General features: G+C 47.9%; 21 protein-coding genes, 1 pseudogene and 1 riboswitch. Of the genes and pseudogenes, 15 read left to right on the top strand and 7 right to left on the bottom strand.

The window, feature by feature from the left end; genetic code table 11:
- Nucleotide 1 precedes the first annotated feature (1 nt).
- Complete coding sequence (locus tag RH46_RS09945) at nucleotides 2–184, top strand: hypothetical protein (RefSeq protein WP_006879308.1); 183 nt, start codon at nucleotides 2–4, stop codon at nucleotides 182–184.
- 150 nt (nucleotides 185–334) lie between these two features.
- On the opposite strand, the gene RH46_RS09940 is transcribed toward RH46_RS09945, so the two are convergent.
- Together RH46_RS09940 and RH46_RS09935 are read right to left on the bottom strand one after the other, a co-directional pair.
- The gene (locus RH46_RS09940; RefSeq protein ID WP_006879307.1) at nucleotides 335–556 is read right to left on the bottom strand and encodes a DUF3820 family protein; all 222 of its coding nucleotides are present in this window, start codon (nucleotides 554–556) and stop codon (nucleotides 335–337) included.
- A gap of 72 nt (nucleotides 557–628) precedes the next feature.
- Complete coding sequence (locus RH46_RS09935; protein ID WP_006879306.1) at nucleotides 629–985, bottom strand: helix-turn-helix domain-containing protein; 357 nt, start codon at nucleotides 983–985, stop codon at nucleotides 629–631.
- Between the two features lie 325 nt (nucleotides 986–1,310).
- A riboswitch (cyclic di-GMP riboswitch) is annotated at nucleotides 1,311–1,398 on the top strand.
- A gap of 71 nt (nucleotides 1,399–1,469) precedes the next feature.
- Here RH46_RS09935 and gbpA point away from each other — a divergent pair.
- Nucleotides 1,470–2,933, top strand: a complete 1,464-nt coding sequence (gbpA, locus tag RH46_RS09930; protein ID WP_006879305.1) for an N-acetylglucosamine-binding protein GbpA — start codon at nucleotides 1,470–1,472, stop codon at nucleotides 2,931–2,933.
- 56 nt (nucleotides 2,934–2,989) lie between these two features.
- On the opposite strand, the gene RH46_RS09925 is transcribed toward gbpA, so the two are convergent.
- Nucleotides 2,990–4,156 carry a D-alanyl-D-alanine carboxypeptidase family protein gene (locus tag RH46_RS09925; RefSeq protein WP_040895582.1) on the bottom strand — a complete coding sequence of 389 codons (1,167 nt, stop codon included), beginning with the start codon at nucleotides 4,154–4,156 and terminating at the stop codon, nucleotides 2,990–2,992.
- A 191-nt stretch (nucleotides 4,157–4,347) separates the two neighbouring features.
- Nucleotides 4,348–4,704, bottom strand: coding sequence for a hypothetical protein (locus RH46_RS09920; protein ID WP_006879303.1), 357 nt, complete (start codon nucleotides 4,702–4,704; stop codon nucleotides 4,348–4,350).
- A gap of 475 nt (nucleotides 4,705–5,179) precedes the next feature.
- Here RH46_RS09920 and RH46_RS09915 point away from each other — a divergent pair, with 475 nt between their 5' ends.
- Nucleotides 5,180–6,343, top strand: a complete 1,164-nt coding sequence (locus RH46_RS09915; protein WP_006879302.1) for a threonine/serine exporter family protein — start codon at nucleotides 5,180–5,182, stop codon at nucleotides 6,341–6,343.
- A gap of 49 nt (nucleotides 6,344–6,392) precedes the next feature.
- On the opposite strand, the gene RH46_RS09910 is transcribed toward RH46_RS09915, so the two are convergent.
- Both RH46_RS09910 and RH46_RS22530 read right to left on the bottom strand, forming a co-directional pair.
- Nucleotides 6,393–6,602, bottom strand: a complete 210-nt coding sequence (locus RH46_RS09910; protein ID WP_006879301.1) for an alternative ribosome-rescue factor A — start codon at nucleotides 6,600–6,602, stop codon at nucleotides 6,393–6,395.
- A 209-nt stretch (nucleotides 6,603–6,811) separates the two neighbouring features.
- Nucleotides 6,812–6,934 carry a hypothetical protein gene (locus tag RH46_RS22530; RefSeq protein WP_275658679.1) on the bottom strand — a complete coding sequence of 41 codons (123 nt, stop codon included), beginning with the start codon at nucleotides 6,932–6,934 and terminating at the stop codon, nucleotides 6,812–6,814.
- A 48-nt stretch (nucleotides 6,935–6,982) separates the two neighbouring features.
- Between RH46_RS22530 and RH46_RS09905 the strand changes: the two are divergent.
- The 3 genes and pseudogenes from RH46_RS09905 to RH46_RS09895 all read left to right on the top strand — a co-directional run bounded on the left by RH46_RS09905 (nucleotide 6,983) and on the right by RH46_RS09895 (nucleotide 8,671).
- Nucleotides 6,983–7,193: pseudogene (locus RH46_RS09905) on the top strand (cold-shock protein).
- A gap of 403 nt (nucleotides 7,194–7,596) precedes the next feature.
- The gene (locus RH46_RS09900; RefSeq protein ID WP_006879298.1) at nucleotides 7,597–8,136 is read left to right on the top strand and encodes a YaeQ family protein; all 540 of its coding nucleotides are present in this window, start codon (nucleotides 7,597–7,599) and stop codon (nucleotides 8,134–8,136) included.
- A complete protein-coding gene (locus RH46_RS09895; protein WP_006879297.1) occupies nucleotides 8,129–8,671 on the top strand; it encodes a hypothetical protein in 543 nt (180 codons plus the stop codon). The genes RH46_RS09900 and RH46_RS09895 overlap by 8 nt, the downstream gene beginning before the upstream one ends.
- A gap of 39 nt (nucleotides 8,672–8,710) precedes the next feature.
- Here the strand turns inward: RH46_RS09895 and hmpA are convergent, their stop codons facing one another.
- Nucleotides 8,711–9,886, bottom strand: coding sequence for an NO-inducible flavohemoprotein (gene hmpA, locus RH46_RS09890; RefSeq protein WP_006879296.1), 1,176 nt, complete (start codon nucleotides 9,884–9,886; stop codon nucleotides 8,711–8,713).
- A 248-nt stretch (nucleotides 9,887–10,134) separates the two neighbouring features.
- Between hmpA and norR the strand changes: the two genes are divergently transcribed.
- The 9 genes from norR to RH46_RS09845 all read left to right on the top strand — a co-directional run bounded on the left by norR (nucleotide 10,135) and on the right by RH46_RS09845 (nucleotide 19,706).
- Nucleotides 10,135–11,724 (top strand): nitric oxide reductase transcriptional regulator NorR, encoded by a 1,590-nt coding sequence (norR, locus tag RH46_RS09885; RefSeq protein WP_006879295.1) that lies wholly within the window; start codon nucleotides 10,135–10,137, stop codon nucleotides 11,722–11,724.
- Between the two features lie 89 nt (nucleotides 11,725–11,813).
- The gene (locus RH46_RS09880) at nucleotides 11,814–12,173 is read left to right on the top strand and encodes a glutaredoxin family protein (protein WP_006879294.1); all 360 of its coding nucleotides are present in this window, start codon (nucleotides 11,814–11,816) and stop codon (nucleotides 12,171–12,173) included.
- 15 nt (nucleotides 12,174–12,188) lie between these two features.
- On the top strand, nucleotides 12,189–12,800 hold the full coding sequence (locus tag RH46_RS09875) for an HAD family hydrolase (RefSeq protein WP_006879293.1): 612 nt from the start codon (nucleotides 12,189–12,191) through the stop codon (nucleotides 12,798–12,800).
- 120 nt (nucleotides 12,801–12,920) lie between these two features.
- Complete coding sequence (locus RH46_RS09870; protein WP_006879292.1) at nucleotides 12,921–13,541, top strand: NAD(P)H-dependent oxidoreductase; 621 nt, start codon at nucleotides 12,921–12,923, stop codon at nucleotides 13,539–13,541.
- Nucleotides 13,538–15,457: a monovalent cation:proton antiporter-2 (CPA2) family protein gene (locus RH46_RS09865; protein WP_006879291.1), complete on the top strand. Its 1,920-nt coding sequence runs from the start codon at nucleotides 13,538–13,540 to the stop codon at nucleotides 15,455–15,457. The genes RH46_RS09870 and RH46_RS09865 overlap by 4 nt, the downstream gene beginning before the upstream one ends.
- A 128-nt stretch (nucleotides 15,458–15,585) precedes the next feature.
- A complete protein-coding gene (locus RH46_RS09860) occupies nucleotides 15,586–16,923 on the top strand; it encodes an MATE family efflux transporter (protein WP_006879290.1) in 1,338 nt (445 codons plus the stop codon).
- A 204-nt stretch (nucleotides 16,924–17,127) separates the two neighbouring features.
- Nucleotides 17,128–18,042 (top strand): DMT family transporter, encoded by a 915-nt coding sequence (locus tag RH46_RS09855; protein WP_006879289.1) that lies wholly within the window; start codon nucleotides 17,128–17,130, stop codon nucleotides 18,040–18,042.
- A 120-nt stretch (nucleotides 18,043–18,162) separates the two neighbouring features.
- The gene (locus tag RH46_RS09850) at nucleotides 18,163–19,044 is read left to right on the top strand and encodes a DMT family transporter (protein ID WP_040895580.1); all 882 of its coding nucleotides are present in this window, start codon (nucleotides 18,163–18,165) and stop codon (nucleotides 19,042–19,044) included.
- Nucleotides 19,045–19,106: 62 nt separating this feature from the next.
- The gene (locus RH46_RS09845) at nucleotides 19,107–19,706 is read left to right on the top strand and encodes a glutaredoxin domain-containing protein (RefSeq protein ID WP_006879287.1); all 600 of its coding nucleotides are present in this window, start codon (nucleotides 19,107–19,109) and stop codon (nucleotides 19,704–19,706) included.
- The last annotated feature ends 41 nt before the right edge of the window (nucleotides 19,707–19,747 follow it).

The raw sequence follows: 19,747 nt of genomic DNA, 5'->3' as shown, positions 1-19,747 counted from the left end.
TGTGACTTGTATTGATTTTTACGCAGTAAAAGGCATCGCGATCAGCGATAAGAACCAGAAGCTGGCGAGCTTTTCAGCAAAGAACTACACCACCAACCATGGTACTTTCGGCGAAGCTGCTGTCTCTCTGAGATTGCCGCGTTCAACTGGGATCAAGAAGATGAGCCGAAAGATATTGAGCTAATCTCGAAAAGCATCATTAAAGACTTGGTCAACGCCGGTTCTTAACTGAGCCTATATGGACTGACACCATAAAAACAAGGTGAAGTCGAAGCGAGTCATACTCAAAGGCCCCATATCCTTCAATGAATATGGGGCCTTTTTCAAGTCGAGACTATTGAGGTCTTTTCAGCGGTTTAACCACACTGTCGAGACCTTCAATCTTGAGCGCTAAACACAGCTGCATAAGCTCGCCGAGCTCCCCTTCAGGAAACTGCTTTTTGTTGGCGAACCAAAGTAAGTACTCTTCAGGAAGATCAATTAACACGCGGCCAGCGTACTTGCCGAAAGGCATCTGCATGCGCGCAAGTTTTAGCAGGTTTTCTTTTTCTAACATGATATTGGGTAGCCTTGCGATGAATGGCGTTAGGTTACCACTGAATGTTGAACTCGAATAGCAGTGGATAGATTAAGCGCTTGGATACACGGTATGCGCGTACTCTACAATCACCTGATTGCCTTCAATGTAAGCATTCTGGATCTCACCATCGACACTCATACGACTTTGCAGGTAGACGATTTTAGGTCCATGCTGATTATCTTCCTTCAGTGAAGGCACCGCGCTCTGAGGTTCAATGCGCAGTAGGCGACAGAACTGGCTGATAAATGACATGGTTAACGGCGTCTCTCCGCGCAGCACCTGAGAAAACGTCAGCTGATTCATCCCAAGTTTCTTAGCAAACTCCATCTGCGTCAGGCGCATTTTCGATTTCTGAGACATCCAGATTTGATACAGCGCCTCGCGATCTCTGTCTGTGAATTCCATGTTTGGTCCTTGTATAACTCTATTTAACTAATTGTCAGCCTTTTCATACATGGTGTTGTCAGCGCGGAGTTAGCGAAAATCAAAGGTTCTGTTTCGTCTAGGGGTATGGCGCTGTTTAATGGGATCAGGTACACCCCTGAATTCATTCACAAAACAAATCAATCACTCATGATAAGTTGTTATTTTTAATAGGATTAAGTAGGTAACAATCACATAATTCGCAAGTCAAATTATCGACAACTTATTCAATTCGAGAATGTAATTCCATATTCGTTCGTCTGCGTAGATTTTGCCAAAACCTTTGGCTACATTCTCCCTGCTCAAACTGCACTTCAGGCAAACTATCCGAAAGGTTAGGACGCAAAGCCACCGGTCTGTCGACACTCGATGTCTATGATAGCGGGGCCGCCGCTTGGCATGACGCCAAGTGTTATCGCGTGCCGGGGTGCCATCTTAAATGTCAGTCAATAATTAAGGACAAACGATGCGCAAACTCCCAAACAAATCCCTCATCGCCCTCGCTTTGATTAGCGTCAGTGGCGCGAGTTACGGTCACGGTTATGTCTCTGCATACGAGAATGGTGTCGCAGAAAGTCGCGTTGCACTGTGTAAATTCCCAAGCAGTGACACCAATGAGAAGAACACCAACTGTGGCGCCATTCAATATGAACCGCAAAGTGTCGAAGGCCCAGACGGCTTCCCAGAAGGTGGGCCTGCGGATGGTAAGATCGCCAGTGCTGCTACATCACTGGCAGCGGCTTTAGATGAGCAGACAGCTAACCGCTGGGTTAAGCGCCCTATTAGCTCTGGCTCTCAGCACTTTGAGTGGACTTTTACTGCTAACCACGTGACGAAAGACTGGAAGTACTACATCACTAAACAAGGATGGAATCCGAATCAGCCACTTGCCCGTGAATCATTTGATTTAACCCCTTTCTGTGTGGTTGATGGTGGCATGGTTCAACCTCCAAAACGTGTCAGCCATCTTTGTAACGTACCTGAGCGCGAAGGCTATCAAGTGATTCTGGCGGTATGGGATGTCGGTGATACAGCTGCATCATTCTATAACGTGATTGATGTTCAGTTTGATGGTGACGCGCCAGAGGTGCCAGACTGGAGTCAGGGTGGCCAAATCAACCCGGGCCTAAACCTCAGTGTTGGCGATAGTGTTTACACCCGAGTATTCGATCACAATGGCGAAAATCCGTCTTACAGTACTGAGTTGGTGATTGAGACGGCTGAGCAGGGTCAGGCAAACAACTGGTCTTACGCGCTCGCAAACAAGGTTAATCAAGAGCAGAGTCAGATCCGTGCAGGTCAGCTTAATGATCAGGGCGACTTTACTCCAGTTTACGGCACTAACCCTGTTTATCTGAAAGCAGGTTCGGGCCTTAACAGTGTGGAAATTGGCTACAAAGTAGAAACACCAGAGCCGGATTACAATTTAGAAGTCACTGGTTTAGAGTCTGAATACATAATTGGCGACTCGCCAACCCAGCTGAACCTGACTCTGGCAGCCAGCGGAGATTTGAGTGCAGAATTGACGGTATTCAACCATCATCGCGAACCTCTGGCATCTTATACCGATCAGATGGCAGATGGCGAAGTCACTACTGCGACGCTGACGCTGTCTAAATCGGAGCAGGGTCATCACATGCTGGTTGTGGTACTCAAAGATCAGCAAGGCAGCGTTGTTGATCAGAACACACTTGATTTCCATCTTACTGAAGAAGCAACGCCACCACCGAGTGACGACTATGATTTTGTGTTTCCTGAAGGAATGGACAACTACACCGCGGGCACCAAAGTGTTGGCGAGTGATAGTCACATCTATCAGTGTAAAGCGTTCCCATACTCCGGTTACTGTACCCAGTGGTCACCTTCAGCCAACCAATATGAGCCAGCAGTGGGTTCACACTGGCCATCAGCTTGGGACAAGCTAAATTAATCAAAAAAGCGGATGCTCCGGCATCCGCTTTTGTTTTTATCCTTCAGTACTCAGACTTAAAACCATCCCAGAACGAGTCGCTTTAACCAATCCATTAGCTTCTTGAACAGGCCACCTTCTTCCACCTCTTGCTGCGCAATCAGCGTCGCCGTTGCCACTTGTTTATCGTCAATGCTGTAAATAACCTGTCCGACTGGTTGTCCTTTTTCAATCGGCGCTTCTAGCTCACCAGCATACTCGATTTCAGCCTTGAGTTTCTTAGCGTCACCTTTAGGTAAGGTGATCAGCACTGGCTCTTCAATCCCCACTGGTACGGCATCCACAGTCCCCATCCACACTTTGGCTTCAGCCAGGGTGTCGGTTACCTTGGTCGGTGAGACCGTATCGAAGAATCTAAAGCCATAAGAGAGTAGCTGCTTACTTTCAGATTCGCGGCTCTTGGTACTGCTAGAGCCCATTACCACAGAGACTAAACGCATGTCGCCGTTAGTGGCAGAAGTTGCCAAACTATAGCCCGCACCACTGGTGTAACCGGTCTTCATGCCATCGACATTGAGGCTGCGGTCTCGCAACAGGCCGTTGCGGTTGTATTGAGTAATGCCGTTGTAGGTAAAAGCCGTTTCACTGTAGAGAGGATAAATATCCGGTAGATCACGAATAATGGCCTGGCTCAGGCGCGCAATATCATGAGGCGTGGAATAGAGTCCCTGACTGTCCAGGCCATGCGGATTTGTGTAGGCCGTATTTTCCAGACCCAGCTTTTGCGACCAGCTATTCATCAGGCTGACAAAAGCATCTTCACTGCCCGCGACGTGCTCAGCGATCGCAACACTGGCATCATTGCCCGACTGAACGATAAGTCCGCGATACAAGTCCATCAGTTCAACGTCTGTACCCACCTCAATGAACATTTTCGAGGAATCTGGGAAGTTTTTTGCCCATGCATTGCGACTGATGCGAACCTGATCATCAAGCGAGATGTTGCCGCTTTTCACTTCCTGACCGGCGACATAGGCGGTCATCAGCTTAGTTAGGCTGGCTGGGTTTAACTTCTTGTCGGCATTTTTTTCTACCAGCACGGTGCCCGTGTGGTAATCAAGCAGAATATACCCTTTCGCCCCAAGCGCAGGGGGATCTGGAATAATGGTCGGAGCGGCAAACGCGCCGAAAGAGAGAGAAAGTGTCGAAAGAAGCGCTGTCGATTGTAATAAACGCGATGTCATGATGTGCGACGTCTCACTGTAGTTAAACATGGTCGAATTCAGTATAGACAACCGCCTGTCAGTTTCAGCCGCTTTGAAATCAATCGTTACTATTCAGTGAGTTTTTTCGTACTTAACTCACTTTTAGCCACAATTTGAGACAAAAAAAACCAGCGACGTTAACCGCTGGTTTTCAATCTGTTCACTTTTAATTAAGCGGCTTTCAAAGCAGCCTGCTTGTTCATCTTGCGCTCACGGTGCGAAAACCAAAGGTAAGTCGCAGCGATTGAGAAGAACAGGTACGAAAGCGCAAACACGAACGGGGAGCTAATCAGCTCTTGGGACATACCCCAGCTCACACCCGCTACCGTGATAGCAATTTTTGAGAACAGACCACAGATAAGCAGTAGCAAAGCTAATTGAGGGAATCGGCTGCTTCTGAACGCAAACCAGTAACAGCTGCCTACCGCCATGGTCGAAATGTAAAGGCCTAGCAAAAATGAATGGAGATGTTCTGCTGATGCTACGCCTGCAGAGATAGATACCATAAAGAGTATGAATAGTTTCATGTTTTGCCTCGCTTTTAAAACTTAGAAAAAGCTTCCTTTCATTATTGAAATCTCATTTTGCGCATATTTTCATCATTTACTTCATCAATTACAAGCACAATTTTGTTGCAAAACTTGTTCAATATTTGATCAATCCGCATTTGTTAATATACCGTTAAGAGCCCTAATTCAAAGGCGTAAGAAGAACAAGGGCTTGTTCGGTATAAACTGAAACACTCACTTACAAAAGTTACAAATAAATAACATTTAATTATTTTAAAAATACCTTCACATTTGTGACCCAAAACAAGACGTGAGCACATTTAAAAGCAGATTTTTGACGAGCAAAACGTAAGATTGCAGAAATCAACATACTTCCGCGACATACCCGCGTACATTTTAAGTGTGAGCTTAACCACTGTTCCTTATATTTCGCCTCGAATCGCATCAGGGGGTTTGATACCTTTGCGCAACAAATCCCTAGTTCCAACACGCCATGCCTTCCCAGTACCGAATAAACAAGATTGTCGAGATAGGTGACACCCTTCACCGCAGCGGCTGCGCACCGTACAAACTCGAAAAATACACCCAGTTCTACGCTCGTAAACACGGTGTAGATGTGATGATCCAAGCGACCCCCACCACAGTGAACTACCAGTTCCCTGACGATAACAACGCAGTGGTAATGAAACGCCACCAGCCAGCTTCAATTAACTTAAGCTTGTTAGCTAATACCATTATTCGAATCAATCAGCCGAGCAGTGAGCCAGTCCCTGAGCCTGTCGGTTACCCGAAATGGATGACAGCACTGGCTAACATGGCGATCCCGCCTGCGTATTTAATGCTGGTCGGAAGCACGATGGACGCGATCCTTTTCTCGGTCTTTTTAGGTCTTGTGGTGTGGCTGACACAACAGGTGTGCCGGGGTCGCCGCTCGATAGCTGTTGAGTTTATTGCCGCGCTGCTGACAGGTATTCTGGTCGCACTCTTTGCCAGTACAGGCATGGCTATTCCAATATGGGCGCTGTGTATTGCTGCAATCGTGCTGTTTGTACCCGGCCTCTCGATCGCCAACTCACTGGAGTGTCTGGCGTTCAATGATTTAGTCTCCGGAACCAGTCTGCTCGGGCAGAGTGCTCTGAGCTTAATTAAGCTGTTTGTTGGCATCGTAATGGGACTGAACATCGGTGAAGCGATATGGGGTCACGCGGAAACCATTGAATACGTCAACGAGGTGCCCCTGTGGCTACATGTCTTCGGCCTGTTTCTGATCTCCGTGTCACTGAGCATCATCTTTAATGCTCGTCCTGCAGATATCTTGCTGGGTCTGCCTGTTGCCGCACTCGGGATGTGGGGACCGTTTTACCTCGGCTTTGATAGTGGTTGGGTAGTGGGCACCTGGGTGACGACCGTATTGATCACCTTATACGGCACCTGGGTTGCAAAGAAAATGGATCTGACTGGCTCTATCTACATCGTTCAGGGCATCATTATCCTGGTACCGGGCAGTCGCGTGTTGGTCAGCGCCAGCCAGTCCGTCTTTGAGCAATCTATCCTGCCTATTCCGAGTATCGGGCTTTCGGCGCTGTTCATGTTTTCGGCAATTGTTGCTGGGCAGATCACCGCTTATTCGATTTACTCGCCAAGAATCGAACGCTAAGCACAACTCATGTCGCTTGCAGAAAAAAGCCCTATTCAAACTTCGCTATCTAAGCGGCTTTTGAATAGGGCTCTTTACCCTTGTGCTTGTTGTTTCTTCTGAAACTGCCTTTGCCTTTTTTCGCTTTCTCAACCTTAGCTCGATAGAGCTTACTGGTGACCATTGCTTTGAGCGCGTTGTCTTTGATTTGCCCTCTTCCAACATCGACTTGAATGTCGGTCTCCTCGGGTAAAGAAGCTGGATTACTTCTCTTCGCCATAATGCGTTCCTCTGAATTATTGTTTACAAACTGCTGGTCAACGTCGTGTTTCTACTCAGATTTTTATCGATAAGCAGAACAATTAACCAAGCGTTCGAATGTTACACTATTTATGCACTAATCAGTAATATTTTCGAAATTATACCTAGCGCAAATTTTCCAATGAAAACCCTTATTTATGGTGTGCAAATGCCCCGATTTTTATTGACTTAGTTGCACTTCTCTTTAGACTGGTTGCCAGCTAGAAAACGGTTCTTGTTTACTTTCGCCGTTTCGTTGGATTGATGAATATCTACCGTAACGTCGTACGCATTAGCAATCTCCTTTTCCACGCTATCGGTGCCGTATGGCTTTTACAAGATTTATCAAGGATATACATTATGTCTAACACTGTTACTGGTACAGTTAAATGGTTCAACGAAACTAAAGGTTTCGGTTTCATTCAACAAGAAAACGGCCCAGACGTTTTTGCACACTTCTCTGCAATCACTGGCGACGGTTTCCGTACTCTAGTAGAAGGCCAAAAAAGTTGAGTTCGTAGTATCTCAAGGTCAAAAAGGTCCTCAAGCTGAGAACATCAAAGTACTTTAATTCTTAAGTACTCAAGTTTTACAATAGCCAGCTCTTAGCTGGCTATTTTTTTGTGTAACTAACACTGTAGGTCTGAAAACGACGATTCATAAGTTACACTGCTCTCCCCCTTTCCTTGGCATGCCTTAACCTTTCGCCTTTTGAAAATGTATTCAATTACTTTTGCTACTTTTAGCATTCGTCCAAACATAGATGAGTTTCGATACGAAGAACGCTTTAGAGAGAAAGAAGAGCGACACAAAGAGCCTGAGATTTATTTGTAAGGAGTCGGGTTAACCATCAGTTATGCTCCCGTTTTTCCAGGGACTGCGGTATAGTGAGTTTAATAAACGTTGGTACTATAAGAAAAACCTCAGCGGTATATCTATAGTACATCTCAATCACTTGGAACCCTTGAAAATACATGGCTCTAAAACCAACCATCTATAAGTTCAGAATTTCCCTTTCTGATACTAACCGCGATCTGTATGACTCGACTCAGTTGACCGTTGCACAGCACCCTTCTGAAACCGTGCCGCGCATGATGGCGCGTATTCTGGCATTCTGCGTCAAATGGCAACCTGACTTGGCTTTGACTAAAGGGTTATCGACCACTGAAGAGCCTGATCTGTGGGTCAAATCTCTTGATGACCAAATTCAGCTTTGGGTGGATATTGGTGAGCCCTCTTTGGATCGCATTAAGAAAGCGTGCCGCCTTGCTCCTCAAGTGGATGTGTTCTCTTTCAACAGCAAGTCAGAAGTATGGTGGGAGCAAACCAAAAACAAGGTTCACCAATACGATGCCAGCATCTACCGCTTTAACTGGGATGCAATCGAAGCCCTATCTGACGTGGTAGAGCGCAGCATGGATCTGTCAGTGATGATCACCGGTGAAAGCCTGTTTGTCGACTGTGATAAAGGCTCGTTTGAAATCTCGCTAGAGACGCTACAGTCCAATGACTGAGCTTGAGCAGCAGCTTAGCGCCATTGAGGCCGATTCGATTCCGGCTATCACGGTGCCGGGCAGCGCTTGGGAGCAATTTTGCCAGCGCCACGCTCCCCTATTTGCCAAGGCAGTAAAGCGCAACCCGGATAAGCCTGCCACGCATGGGCTGCTCGGAATTCTGACCAAAGCGCATATGGAAGAGACCGCTTCCCTTGAAGCGCAGATAGCGCCCATTCAGGCGATGCAGGATGTGCTGGTGTCGAACCTTGGTGAGCAACACGCCGCCAAGTTTGAGCAGCAAGGCGCTGAACAGTTAGTACTCGTCACACACCTTTGGCTCTATCTGCAAGGCTATCTTAAGATGGATTTTAGCCTGGCTAATGATCATGCTGACAATACCGCGCAGCTTATCGCGAGCCTGAACAAACAAGATCCTCAGTGGCTAAGAACTCAGTTTCTTGAAAGCTTCTATCACGGAGTCGAACGCTCAGGGGGCAACAATCAAGGCTCTTCTGGTCTGTTTGGTTGGATAAAACGAATGTTTTCTAGCTAAGCAGTTCAAATAAATGGCCCTCACAGAGGGCCATTTCGTTTATAGGTAAGTATGAGGGCCAAACACCTCATAGTGAATACGATCTCGCGCAACCCCTAATGATTCAAGCTGGCGAACAACGGATTCCATAAAGCCCACTGGACCACACAGATAAAAGTCACCACTGTTAAGTGGCAGCTCATCCGCAATCAGGCTGACATTTAGTTCGCCCTGATAGTCGGCATTGGACTCTTCAAGATACCAAGTGAAAGACTTCCAGTTATTGTCACCAGCAATACGCGCCGTATCCGCTTTGAATGTATGCTGTTGCTCGCTGTTACACGCGTAGAGAACGCTTACGTCTTGCTTGCCCTGCGCTGCTAAGGTTTGCATCATTGATTGGATCGGTGTCGCGCCAACACCAGCAGAGATCAACACCACAGGTTGCTGCTTTTCTTGATAGAAGAAGTCACCCGCAGGTGGGTATAAGCTGACTACGTCACCTTCGTGCACTTCATCATGCAGATAGTTAGACACTAAGCCTTTATGTTCACCCAACTCGCGTTTCACAGAAATACGGTACTCAGAGCCATTTGGCTTTTGCGACAAGGAGTATTGACGAATTTCGTTGTATTCACCTTGTGTCGGTTTCAGTTCAATACCGATGTACTGACCTGGTTGATAATCAAGAACCTCACCACCGTCTTGTGGCGCCAATACAAAACTGGTCACGAATTCTGATTCTGGCTGTTTAGATTTAACGACAAAACGACGAGCGTTTGCCCACCCACCAACGGCTTGCTTACGCTGGAGGTATAGTTCACCTTCGCGGTCGATAAACACCTGAGCAAGGAACAGATACGCGGCGGTCCATGCTTCTTCCATTTCTGGCGTAAAAGCATCACTGGCTAATTCACGTAAGGTTTCAATCAAGTGGTGACCAACAATCTGATAGTGCTCAGCCTGAATGTTAAAGCTGGTATGTTTATGAGCGATTCGCTCGACAGCAGAAGTCAGTACCTGCAGGTTATCGATATTCTTGGCATACGCCGCCACCGCCTCAAACAGAGCAACGCCTTGACGGCCAGTTTTCTGGTGCGTCATGTTGAAGATATCTTTTAACTCAGGGTTGTGAGTGAACATTCTCTGATAGAAATGCTGAGTCAGTGCCGGGCCTGCAGATTCAAGAAGCGGGATGGTGCTTTTTACGACTTCAATGTGCTGGTTGTTGAGCATGTGAGTTTTCTCCTCAATATTTTAATTTTATATTTTTGTTCACACCTAACTTTGCAGGAACAATGCCAATATCAGAAACGCAGTTAACTACTTGGTTTTCTTGCCGTTGAACGCTGTAAAACAGTCAATTTAACTCACTTAATAAATGTCAAAATGACTCACTTAGATTGTAATTACTCTCTGGTTGTGGTTAATTCAACATCATTGGAATACATTTTATTGTTCAACACTTTTTTCGTTTGGTAAGTATGCAAGATATCTCTGTTTCAACTCTGATCGATATGACCATCGGTCTGGCACGTGGCGATAACGATCAGGATCGTTTCAACAACCTACTTGATGCCATTCGTAAGGCTATTCAGTGTGACTGCGTCGCGCTACTCTCCCTACAAGGTGACACGCTGGTACCGCTTGCTATGCAAGGTCTGACCCGAGATACGCTTGGTCGTCGTTTTAAGATAGACGAACATCCGCGTTTTGCCCGTATTTGTGAATCAAAAACCGCGGTAAGATTTGATGCAGACAGCGATTTACCCGATCCCTTCGATAACTTACTGCTCGATTACGAAGGTGATCTACCGATGCACTCATGCATGGGGCTGCCACTCCTTTATGCGGATAAATTACTCGGTGTTCTGACTCTCGATAGTTTAACCCCTGGTGTGTTTGAGCAGTTCCCTAAACGTAGCCTTGACGCACTCTCGGCTATTGCTGCATCGACACTGAAAGTGGCACTTACCGTTAGCCAGCTGGAGCAGCAGGCTAAGCAGACTCAGCAACGATTCGAAGAGCTCAACGAAGAGGCCTGGGATCGCGATGGCGGTGAAATCATTGGCGATAGCCTGGCAATGCAAGCACTCAAAGCCGATATTGAGGTCGTTGCTCCTTCTAATTTCAATATCTTGATCCATGGTGAGACAGGTGTTGGTAAAGAGCTGGTTGCTCGTAGCCTGCACCACTTATCACCCCGTAAGAAACAGCCACTGGTGTATGTCAACTGTGCAGCGATCCCGGAGAATCTGGTGGAGAGTGAGCTATTTGGCCATGTAAAAGGGGCGTTTACCGGCGCAGATAAATCGCGTTTAGGTAAGTTTGCCCTTGCCGATGGCGGTACCCTGTTTCTCGATGAAATTGGCGAACTACCACTTGCAGCGCAAAGTAAAATTCTCCGCGCACTGCAAAATAACGAGATCCAGCCGGTCGGTCAGGATAAGGTCGAGACCATTGACGTTCGCGTACTGGCGGCTACCAACCGGGATCTAAAAGAAGAAGTATCGGAAGGCCACTTCCGCTCAGATCTTTACCATCGCCTGAGTGTTTATCCAATTACAGTCCCGGCTCTGAGAGAGCGCGATGGCGATATTGTACTATTGGCTGGCTATTTCCTAGAGCAAGCAAGACGAAAACTCGGTATCGTTCAAATCAAGCTCGGCAGAGATGCTCAACTGTTACTCTCTCGCTACAACTGGCCGGGTAATGTTCGCGAACTTGAGCATGTGATCAACCGTGCTGCACTGAAAGCCCGTGCCCGAGGTCAGGGTGGCAAGTTAATCACCGTATCTGTCGAAGATATCGGTCAATTGCAGTCAAGTGAAGAGCTCAATCACTTTAGCCAGCACAATGATACGACCGGTAAGCCTGAGCTCGATTTATCACTTGGTCTGCGCGAGTCAACCGAAGAGTATCAGCGTCAGATGATCGTTTCCGCTCTGACTCAAGCCGATTTTAACTGGGCCAAGGCAGCGAGGCAGCTGAAAACCGACCGCGCAAACCTCACTCGGTTAGCTAAGCGATTAGGCATAGAAGTCACCAAAAAGCATCAGGTAAGAGTAGGCTGAGTTTAAGATTCAACATTGATTACATCTCAGTTACAATGCGCAACGTATAAGTCATCTACTAATAAAATTATTATTCAAATAGGATTGTTATGAAGTTTATCCGCTGGTTTTTAGGACGCGTGATCCTACTGCTCAACTTTGTTTTCTCACCAAAAGGCGTTAAACGCTCAGCTGACGAACAGCAAGCGGTTGATAGTAAAGCGCAATCATTGGCACTGTACCAATTCGAAGCTTGCCCATTTTGTGTCAAGGTTCGTCGTGCTATGAAGCGTCAATCAGTAAAATTCGATCTACGTGATGCAAAAAATGATCAAACACACCGCGCAGAATTGGAAGCCGGTGGTGGTAAAGTGAAAGTTCCTTGTCTAAGAATTGAAAAAGACGGTGACGTACAATGGATGTATGAATCTTCAGATATCGTCGCTTACTTAGAGAAAGAGTTCGCCTAACACAAGGAACTGCCCATGTCATGCAAGCCACTGAATATTAGACATATCAAAGCGATCGTTTTTGATTTAGACAATACCTTAGTGAGCTCGGATATGGACTTTCGTTGGTTAAGAGAGCAGATTGGCTGTCCGTTAGACTCCGACTTGCTCTCTTACGTCGACCAACTTGAATGTGCTGACGCCCATGCCGATGCACATGCGCTTATCCTTCAACATGAACTTGAAGATGCTCAAAGCTCTCAGCCGATGCCCGGCAGTCAGTCTCTCATCGATTTCATCCATCAGAATCAGCTACTAACGGCGATAATCACCCGAAACTGCGCTCAGGCCGCCGAGCAAAAACTGGCTCATAATAACCTCAATATTCCGCGCCTGATCACCCGAGAACACTTTCCACCTAAGCCTAGTCCTGACTCGCTGATTGCTTTAGCTCAGGAATGGCAGCTAGAACATCACCAGGTGCTTTATGTCGGTGATTACCTTTACGATCTTCAAGCCGCATTTAATGCCGACATGCCTTCCTGTCTTGTGACTCATGGAAAGCCATCTCCCTTTACAACGCACGCTTCCCTTGTCATCGGGCACCTTGATGAACTTGAGTCCGCCCTCTCTGAACATCACAGCTAGCCATTTAGCCCGCGTCTAACAATCACGACAAAGTCGGCTGTGGCGAATCTCGCAGCAGTGTGTAACAATTAATTTCAATAACTTGTGTCGACAAATGATTCATCAGTCAGCGAGATATCTATGCCTGAAAAAAGAGTTCTTGTTCTTTATGCCCATCCCTCTCCTCATCGCTCTGAGGTTAATCAACAACTGATCCGTGCTGCAAAGCAGGTCGAAGGTGTCACCGTGGTTGATCTCTACCACGACTATCCCACTTACCAGATCAACATCGACCTGGAGCAGCAGCGACTGCTTGAACATGATGTGATCATCTTTCAGTTTCCGCTCTACTGGTACTCAACACCAGCGATGCTCAAAGAGTGGCAGGATCTGGTACTGGAATACGGCTTCGCCTATGGTCAGGAAGGCACCGCTCTGCACGGTAAGGTCTTTTTCTGCTCGCTGTCTGCCGGTGGTAAAGCAGAGGCTTACCAGACCGACGGCTACAACCACTTTACGATTCGGGAAATTCTTCACCCGTTAGAGCAAATGGCTAAGATGACCGGAATGCAGTACCTTGCCCCGCTCAGCCTGTTTTCAGCCCGAACAGCCCGTGACGATGGTCGGGTAGCTTCGCACGTTCAAAAGTGGCGCTGGCTACTGCAACAACTGGTGGCTGATAATATCGACTACGATCAGGCGAGCACGCTCGCCAAGCTCAATCACTACCCAGCCCTACAAACCATTGAGGATGATGCATGACCAGCTATTTTCTCCAAGCGTTTATTTATCTCGCCGCCGCTGTGATTGCCGTTCCCATTGCCAAGCGGCTTGGCCTCGGCTCGGTACTCGGTTATCTGATCGCAGGTGTGGTCATCGGTCCAATTATCGGACTGGTTGGTGAAGAGACAACGACCATCCAGCACTTCGCCGAATTCGGCGTGGTGATGATGCTATTTCTGGTCGGCTTAGAGCTGGAACCTAAAATGCTCTGGTCGATGCGCAATCGCCTGTTAGGTCTCGGTGGCCTGCAGGTCGGCGGCACTGCGGCAGCGGTGATGGCAATAGCCCTCTATTTTGAGCAGCCGTGGACCATTGCGTTGGCCATCGGCCTTATCTTTGCCTTATCGTCAACGGCCATCGTATTACAAACCTTTAATGAAAAAGGGCTGACCAAAACGGAAGGCGGACAGAATGCCTTCTCGGTGCTGCTGTTTCAGGACATCGCCGTTATTCCGATGCTGGCATTTATTCCTCTGCTCGCTCTGCCAGATTTAGTGGCGAAGGCACAGTCTGCCGTCACCACCGCCGCCGATCATCATGAAGAACTGAGTTTAGTCGCGGGTCTGCCAGGCTGGGCTTACGGGTTGGTGATTGTCGCTTCGATCACCGGACTTGTGATTGGCGGGCATTACTTAAGCCGACCTCTGTTTCGCTTTGTCGCCAGCTCTGGTCTGCGTGAGATCTTTACTGCCACTGCGCTGATGCTGGTTGTTGGTATTGCTGCGTTGATGAGTCTGGTCGGGCTCTCTCCAGCACTCGGCACCTTCTTAGCTGGCGTGGTGCTAGCGAACAGTGAGTTCCGCCACGAGCTTGAGTCCAACATCGATCCGTTTAAAGGATTGCTACTGGGACTGTTCTTTATCACTGTCGGCGCTGGGATCAACTTTTCAATTCTGTTTGATGATTTTGCCTTGATCATCGGGTTAACCATTGGAGTCATGTTGCTTAAGGCTCTGGTACTATTTGCTCTGGCTTTTGTTTTCAGAATTAAAAACAGTGACCGCTGGTTGTTTACGTTGAGTCTTGCCCAAGCCGGTGAGTTCGGTTTTGTATTGTTAAGCTTTACGGTGCAAAACCACGTTATCCCACAAGAGATTGCGCAAACCTTGTCGCTGGTTGTCGCTCTATCGATGTTCCTCACCCCTGCGCTGTTTATCCTGTTTGATAAAGTCATTCTGCCGCGCTTTGAGCAGCAGTCTAATGAGCAAGAGGCGGATACCATTGATGAGAAAGGTACCGTCATCATCGCAGGTATTGGTCGTTTCGGTCAGATAGTCAACCGTCTTCTGGTTGCCAACGGCATTAAAACCGTGGTGCTCGATCAGCAAGCGGCTCAGGTTGATGTGGTTCGTCAAATCAATACCAAAGCATACTTTGGTGATGCCAGCCGACCAGACTTGCTCCATACCGCAGGGATTGAAGAAGCGGCGATGTTGGTCATCGCTATCGACAACCGTGACACCAGTGTCGAGTTAACTAAGTACGTCAAACATAGCTATCCGCAGGTTAAAGTACTGGCCAGAGCCTTCGACCGTGGCCACGGTTATCTGCTACGTCAGGCAGGAGCCGATGTGGTTGAGTTAGAAACTTATCACTCAGCCCTAGAGCTCGGTGCGCACGCGATGCGCCAGCTTGACTACCATCCGTTTATGGTTGAAAAGCAAAAATCCGCCTATAAGCGAGTCGAAGACAAGAAATCAGACACTCTGTACCATGCGTGGGAAGATGACTCTGAAGGTGAACGTTTTGACAATAACTACCGCAAGCTGTTTATGCACCTCGAAGAGCAGATCAAACTGGCGATTCAGAGTGACCGTACCGATCGCCATCAGACGCTTGATCGCGAATGGACACCACCGCCAAGAGATTATGCCGATAAAATCGATCACTCATAATTAAGACAGACTTACCCTTGAAAACTGTTCATCGAGTAACGATGTTATAAACACAACAAATCAAACCGAGGTCTGGCACCTCGGTTTCTCTTTTAATTGGTTCTATAACCTTCACAAACGAATTGGCTATGACTGAAAAAACTCTCGAACCATCCCCTTCTTTAGGGCAACAGCTGTTTAAAATGACCTGGCCAATGCTGTTTGGCGTGCTTTCTCTGATGAGCTTTCAGCTTGTGGACAGTGCGTTTATTGGTCAGCTTGGTATTTTGCCTCTCGCGGCTCAGGGCTTTACCCTGCCGATACAAATGATCATTATCGGTATTCAGGTTGGCTTAGGTATCGCAACAACGGCAGTGATTGCCAAAGCGATTGGCGCTGGTGATTCCAGATATGCTAAGCAGCTTGGCGGTTTAGTCATCGTCATGGGCAGTGTCGGCGTTGCGGTATTTTCAGTACTGATCTATCTATTGCGCGAACCAATTCTGGCGCTACTCAGTGCACCACCTAGTGTCCTGCCTATCATTGATAGCTACTGGCTGTTCTGGCTAGCGAGTTCATGGACAGGCGCAGTGCTCTACTTCTTATATAGTGTTTGCCGGGCAAACGGTAACACCATGCTACCTGGAACCATGATGATGGTGACCAGTTTACTCAACCTGATCCTCGACCCAATTTTCATCTTCACGCTGGATTTAGGTATTAACGGCGCAGCCATCGCGACCATCCTCGCCTTTGGTATCGGTATTCTGGTCGTGGCGCCTAAAGTCACTGCCAAGCACTGGATGAGCTTTGACTGGAGTGACCTAAATGTGACAAAAAGCGTTCGCTCGATTGGCCATATTATGGGACCGGCGATGATCAGCCAGTTGCTGCCACCTTTGTCGTCTATGCTCGCGACTAAACTGCTTGCTAGCTATGGTACCGCAGCCGTTGCAGCCTGGGCGCTCGGCTCTCGTTTCGAGTTTTTTGCCATTGTCTCGGTACTGGCCTTGACCATGTCGATGCCACCTATGGTGGGCAAACTGCTTGGAGCAAATAACCTCGCTGACATTCGTAAGTTAGTGTCCATTGCCACTAAGTTTGTGCTCGGTTTCCAGATGCTGATAGCAATCATTACTCTGTTTGCATCACTGTTCCTCGCCCAGTTAATGACCAGTGAAACAGAAGTGGAGAGCATTTTGAACTATCACCTGATGATCGTTCCATTCAGCCTTGGTCCACTGGGGATCTGTATGCTGATGGTCTCGATTTCAAATGCACTTGGTCGCTCCTACACCGCACTGACCATCTCAGCATTGCGACTGTTTGCTTTTTTCCTGCCTTGTCTGTGGTTAGGCGCTCAGCTTGGTGGCATTGAGGGGCTGTTCTGGGGCGCCTTTGCAGGCAACATCCTAGCGGGTCTCTGCGCTTGGGCAATGTTTAATAAAACGCTCGGTCAAATTGAACAGCGCGCCGCGACGCAGTGATTAAGGTTTGCAATCTGAACGCAACACCGATAGTCTAAAAATTCATCACTTTAGGATAGATTATGAATTTCGTGTTTACTTACCTCTGGCTTGTTCTCTTTAATGCCTGTAGCCGGTAGGTAACACTCTGTCTGGCTGCGAGAAACGTAGCCAGAACCTCCCTTTCTCGTAGCCTTAAACCACCCCAGTAAGGATACGAGTCAAATGACTGAAGAAACGCACATATCACCCTCTGCCCCCTATTCGACGGCTCAAGTCGGGATTTTTCTCGCACTGGCTGGATGTATACTCTTCTCGATAAAGCCCATTCTGATCAAAATCGCTTACCAGTATGGTGGTGATGCAACGTCGATAATGACATTGCGCGCGTTCAGCTCCCTGCCTCTCTATCTGGTGACCTTCATCTTTCTTTGTCGCAGTGCAGATAACCGCTCAAAAGTCAGGCAGCATGGGGTTAAGGCTGCATTGGTCGGTGTAATGGGCTATTACCTGGCCAGTTTTCTCGATATCTCTTCGCTGGCGTTTATTTCTGCGCAATTAGAACGTCTGCTTATTTTTCTGTTTCCCACCTTTGTTGTGTTGATCAGTTGGTTAATCTATGGGCAAAAGCCAAGTCGAAATATCGTTTATTCCGCATTGCTTGGTTATGTCGGTATCAGCTTGATAGTGATCCACGATTTCAACAGCGCCGGAAACGCGGTAGTACTTGGCAGCTTGCTCGCGATCGCCTCAGCGCTGGTGTTTGCGTTTTATTTGGTTTGGAGCAAGCCGTTGATCACCCAGCTAGGCAGCTCGCTGTTTACCAGCATCGGGATGGGTTGCGCAGGCATCGCTATACTGGTTCACCTGCTGGTTAGCGGCAGTGAAGTTTCACAGTGGTCACCTGCGTTAATCGTAACCGGGATCATTCTTGGTATCTTCTGCACTGTGCTGCCTTCGTATTTAATCGCGGCGGCGATGGCACGCTTAACACCAACGACATTGAGTCTGACCAGTAACATTGGCCCAGCGGTCACGGCAGGACTGGCCATTGTGGTCCTCGACGAGCTATTTACCGTGTGGCACGCGATAGGATTAATTCTGGTTATTGTCTCGGTGTACGCACTCAATAGAAAGTAACCCCAACACCTCCAGAGGCTGAATTAACGACTCGATCGCAACACCTTGCGTATTGCGCAGATGATCTTAACGTCAGAAAGTCGTATGATTCAGCCTATCAATTTTTCAGATAGTTACATCATGACCACCCACAACCATCACCCTATTCAAGGCGCGAGCTGGATGCTGACTGCCGGCCTTGCGTTTGCTATCGTCAACAGCCTGGCTCAGATTGCCAGTATCAATTACGGCCTCTCTTCAACCACCGTTGCTCTGATCCAGTACGCTATCGCTCTAGTTGTTATTCTGCCTTACCTCAAAACACTCGGGATCCGTAAATCGCTGCGAACCGAAAACCTGGCAATGCATGTTTTCCGTGTCTTCCTATCCGTGATCGGCATTCAGTTATGGCTATGGGCATTGGCTTATCCGGTACCAATTTGGCAAGGCATTGCACTATTAATGACCTCGCCACTATTCGCCACCGTCGGCTCTGGGCTATTTCTCAAAGAGAAGGTCGGTGCAGCGCGCTGGGGCGCAACGCTTACTGGCTTTATCGGCGCGATGATCATTCTAGAACCATGGGCCGATGACTTTAGCTGGGCGACACTACTACCAGTCGGTGCGGCATTCTTCTGGGCCTGTTATTCGCTGATGGTTAAAAAACTCTCTTCACAGGACTCGCCTTCGACCATGGTGGTCTACTTGTTGGTACTTATCACACCGTTCAATATTCTACTTGCTGTGCCAGACTGGCAAACGCCAACCGGTGGCACGCTCTGGTTGGTCCTGATTGCTGCAGGCGCAATGACGGCTCTCGCGCAATGGGCTATTGTTAAAGCGTACTCGGTCGCTGACGCGTCGTTTGTTCAGCCCTTTGACCACGCGAAACTGCCACTAAACGTTCTGGCGGGCTGGCTGGTATTTAGCTGGGTACCACCTGGTAGACTCTGGTTAGGAGCGGCGATCATTATCGCTTCAGTGGCCTTCATTACCCGCTGGGAAACAAAAAAACCTCGCTAGCTGAAAGAAATATCTGACCGAACCGTTCTTATCAGTCATAGGTATTTATGGGAGACACCTTCATGACAGAACCAATCAAATTGACGCTTTATCGCTGGGCCGGCAGCTGGGGACCATTTAAGGTCAACATTCCGTGTGGCGAATGCACTTTGACCAAAGATATTCTTACCGACACCTTTGAAAATGAATTAGCAGGTGTGCCCGTCAAACTTGAGGTTAAAGATTGGTTATCTCACTGGTGGGAACCACTTAAAGTCGGCGCCTGGCATGCGCCTATCTTGATGGTGGAAGGAAAAGTCGTCAGTCAGGGTGAAGCGCTCAACCGAGGGGTTCTGGTTCAGTCTGTTATTCAGGAGTGGACCAAACGCGATACGCTGAAAGGTAATATTGTTTATGGCAAAGCGACTTGCCCATACTGCGTCAAAGCAAAGAAAATGCTTGATGATGCCGGGATCGACTACCAATACTTCGATGTAGTCAAAGACAGTGCTGCTCTGTATCGAATGATCCCTGAAGTGAAAGCGATCATTGGTGAAAAAACACCGGTAACGGTGCCACAGATCTGGCTTGATGGTCATTACATCGGTGGTGCCGACAACCTAGGTGCGTGGATCGAGGAAAAGGGTCTTCATACTGTGCCTGACAATGTTGTGGCGCTGTAATCTTGGTTAAGCATCGGTAGCTCCGGATACAACAAAGCCTC

The sequence above is a fragment of the Vibrio brasiliensis LMG 20546 genome, from assembly GCF_000189255.1.
In the GTDB taxonomy this organism is placed as follows: Bacteria; Pseudomonadota; Gammaproteobacteria; order Enterobacterales; family Vibrionaceae; genus Vibrio; species Vibrio brasiliensis.
Note: the sequence above shows the minus strand (reverse complement) of the source record. Positions and strands in the feature narration are given on the sequence as shown.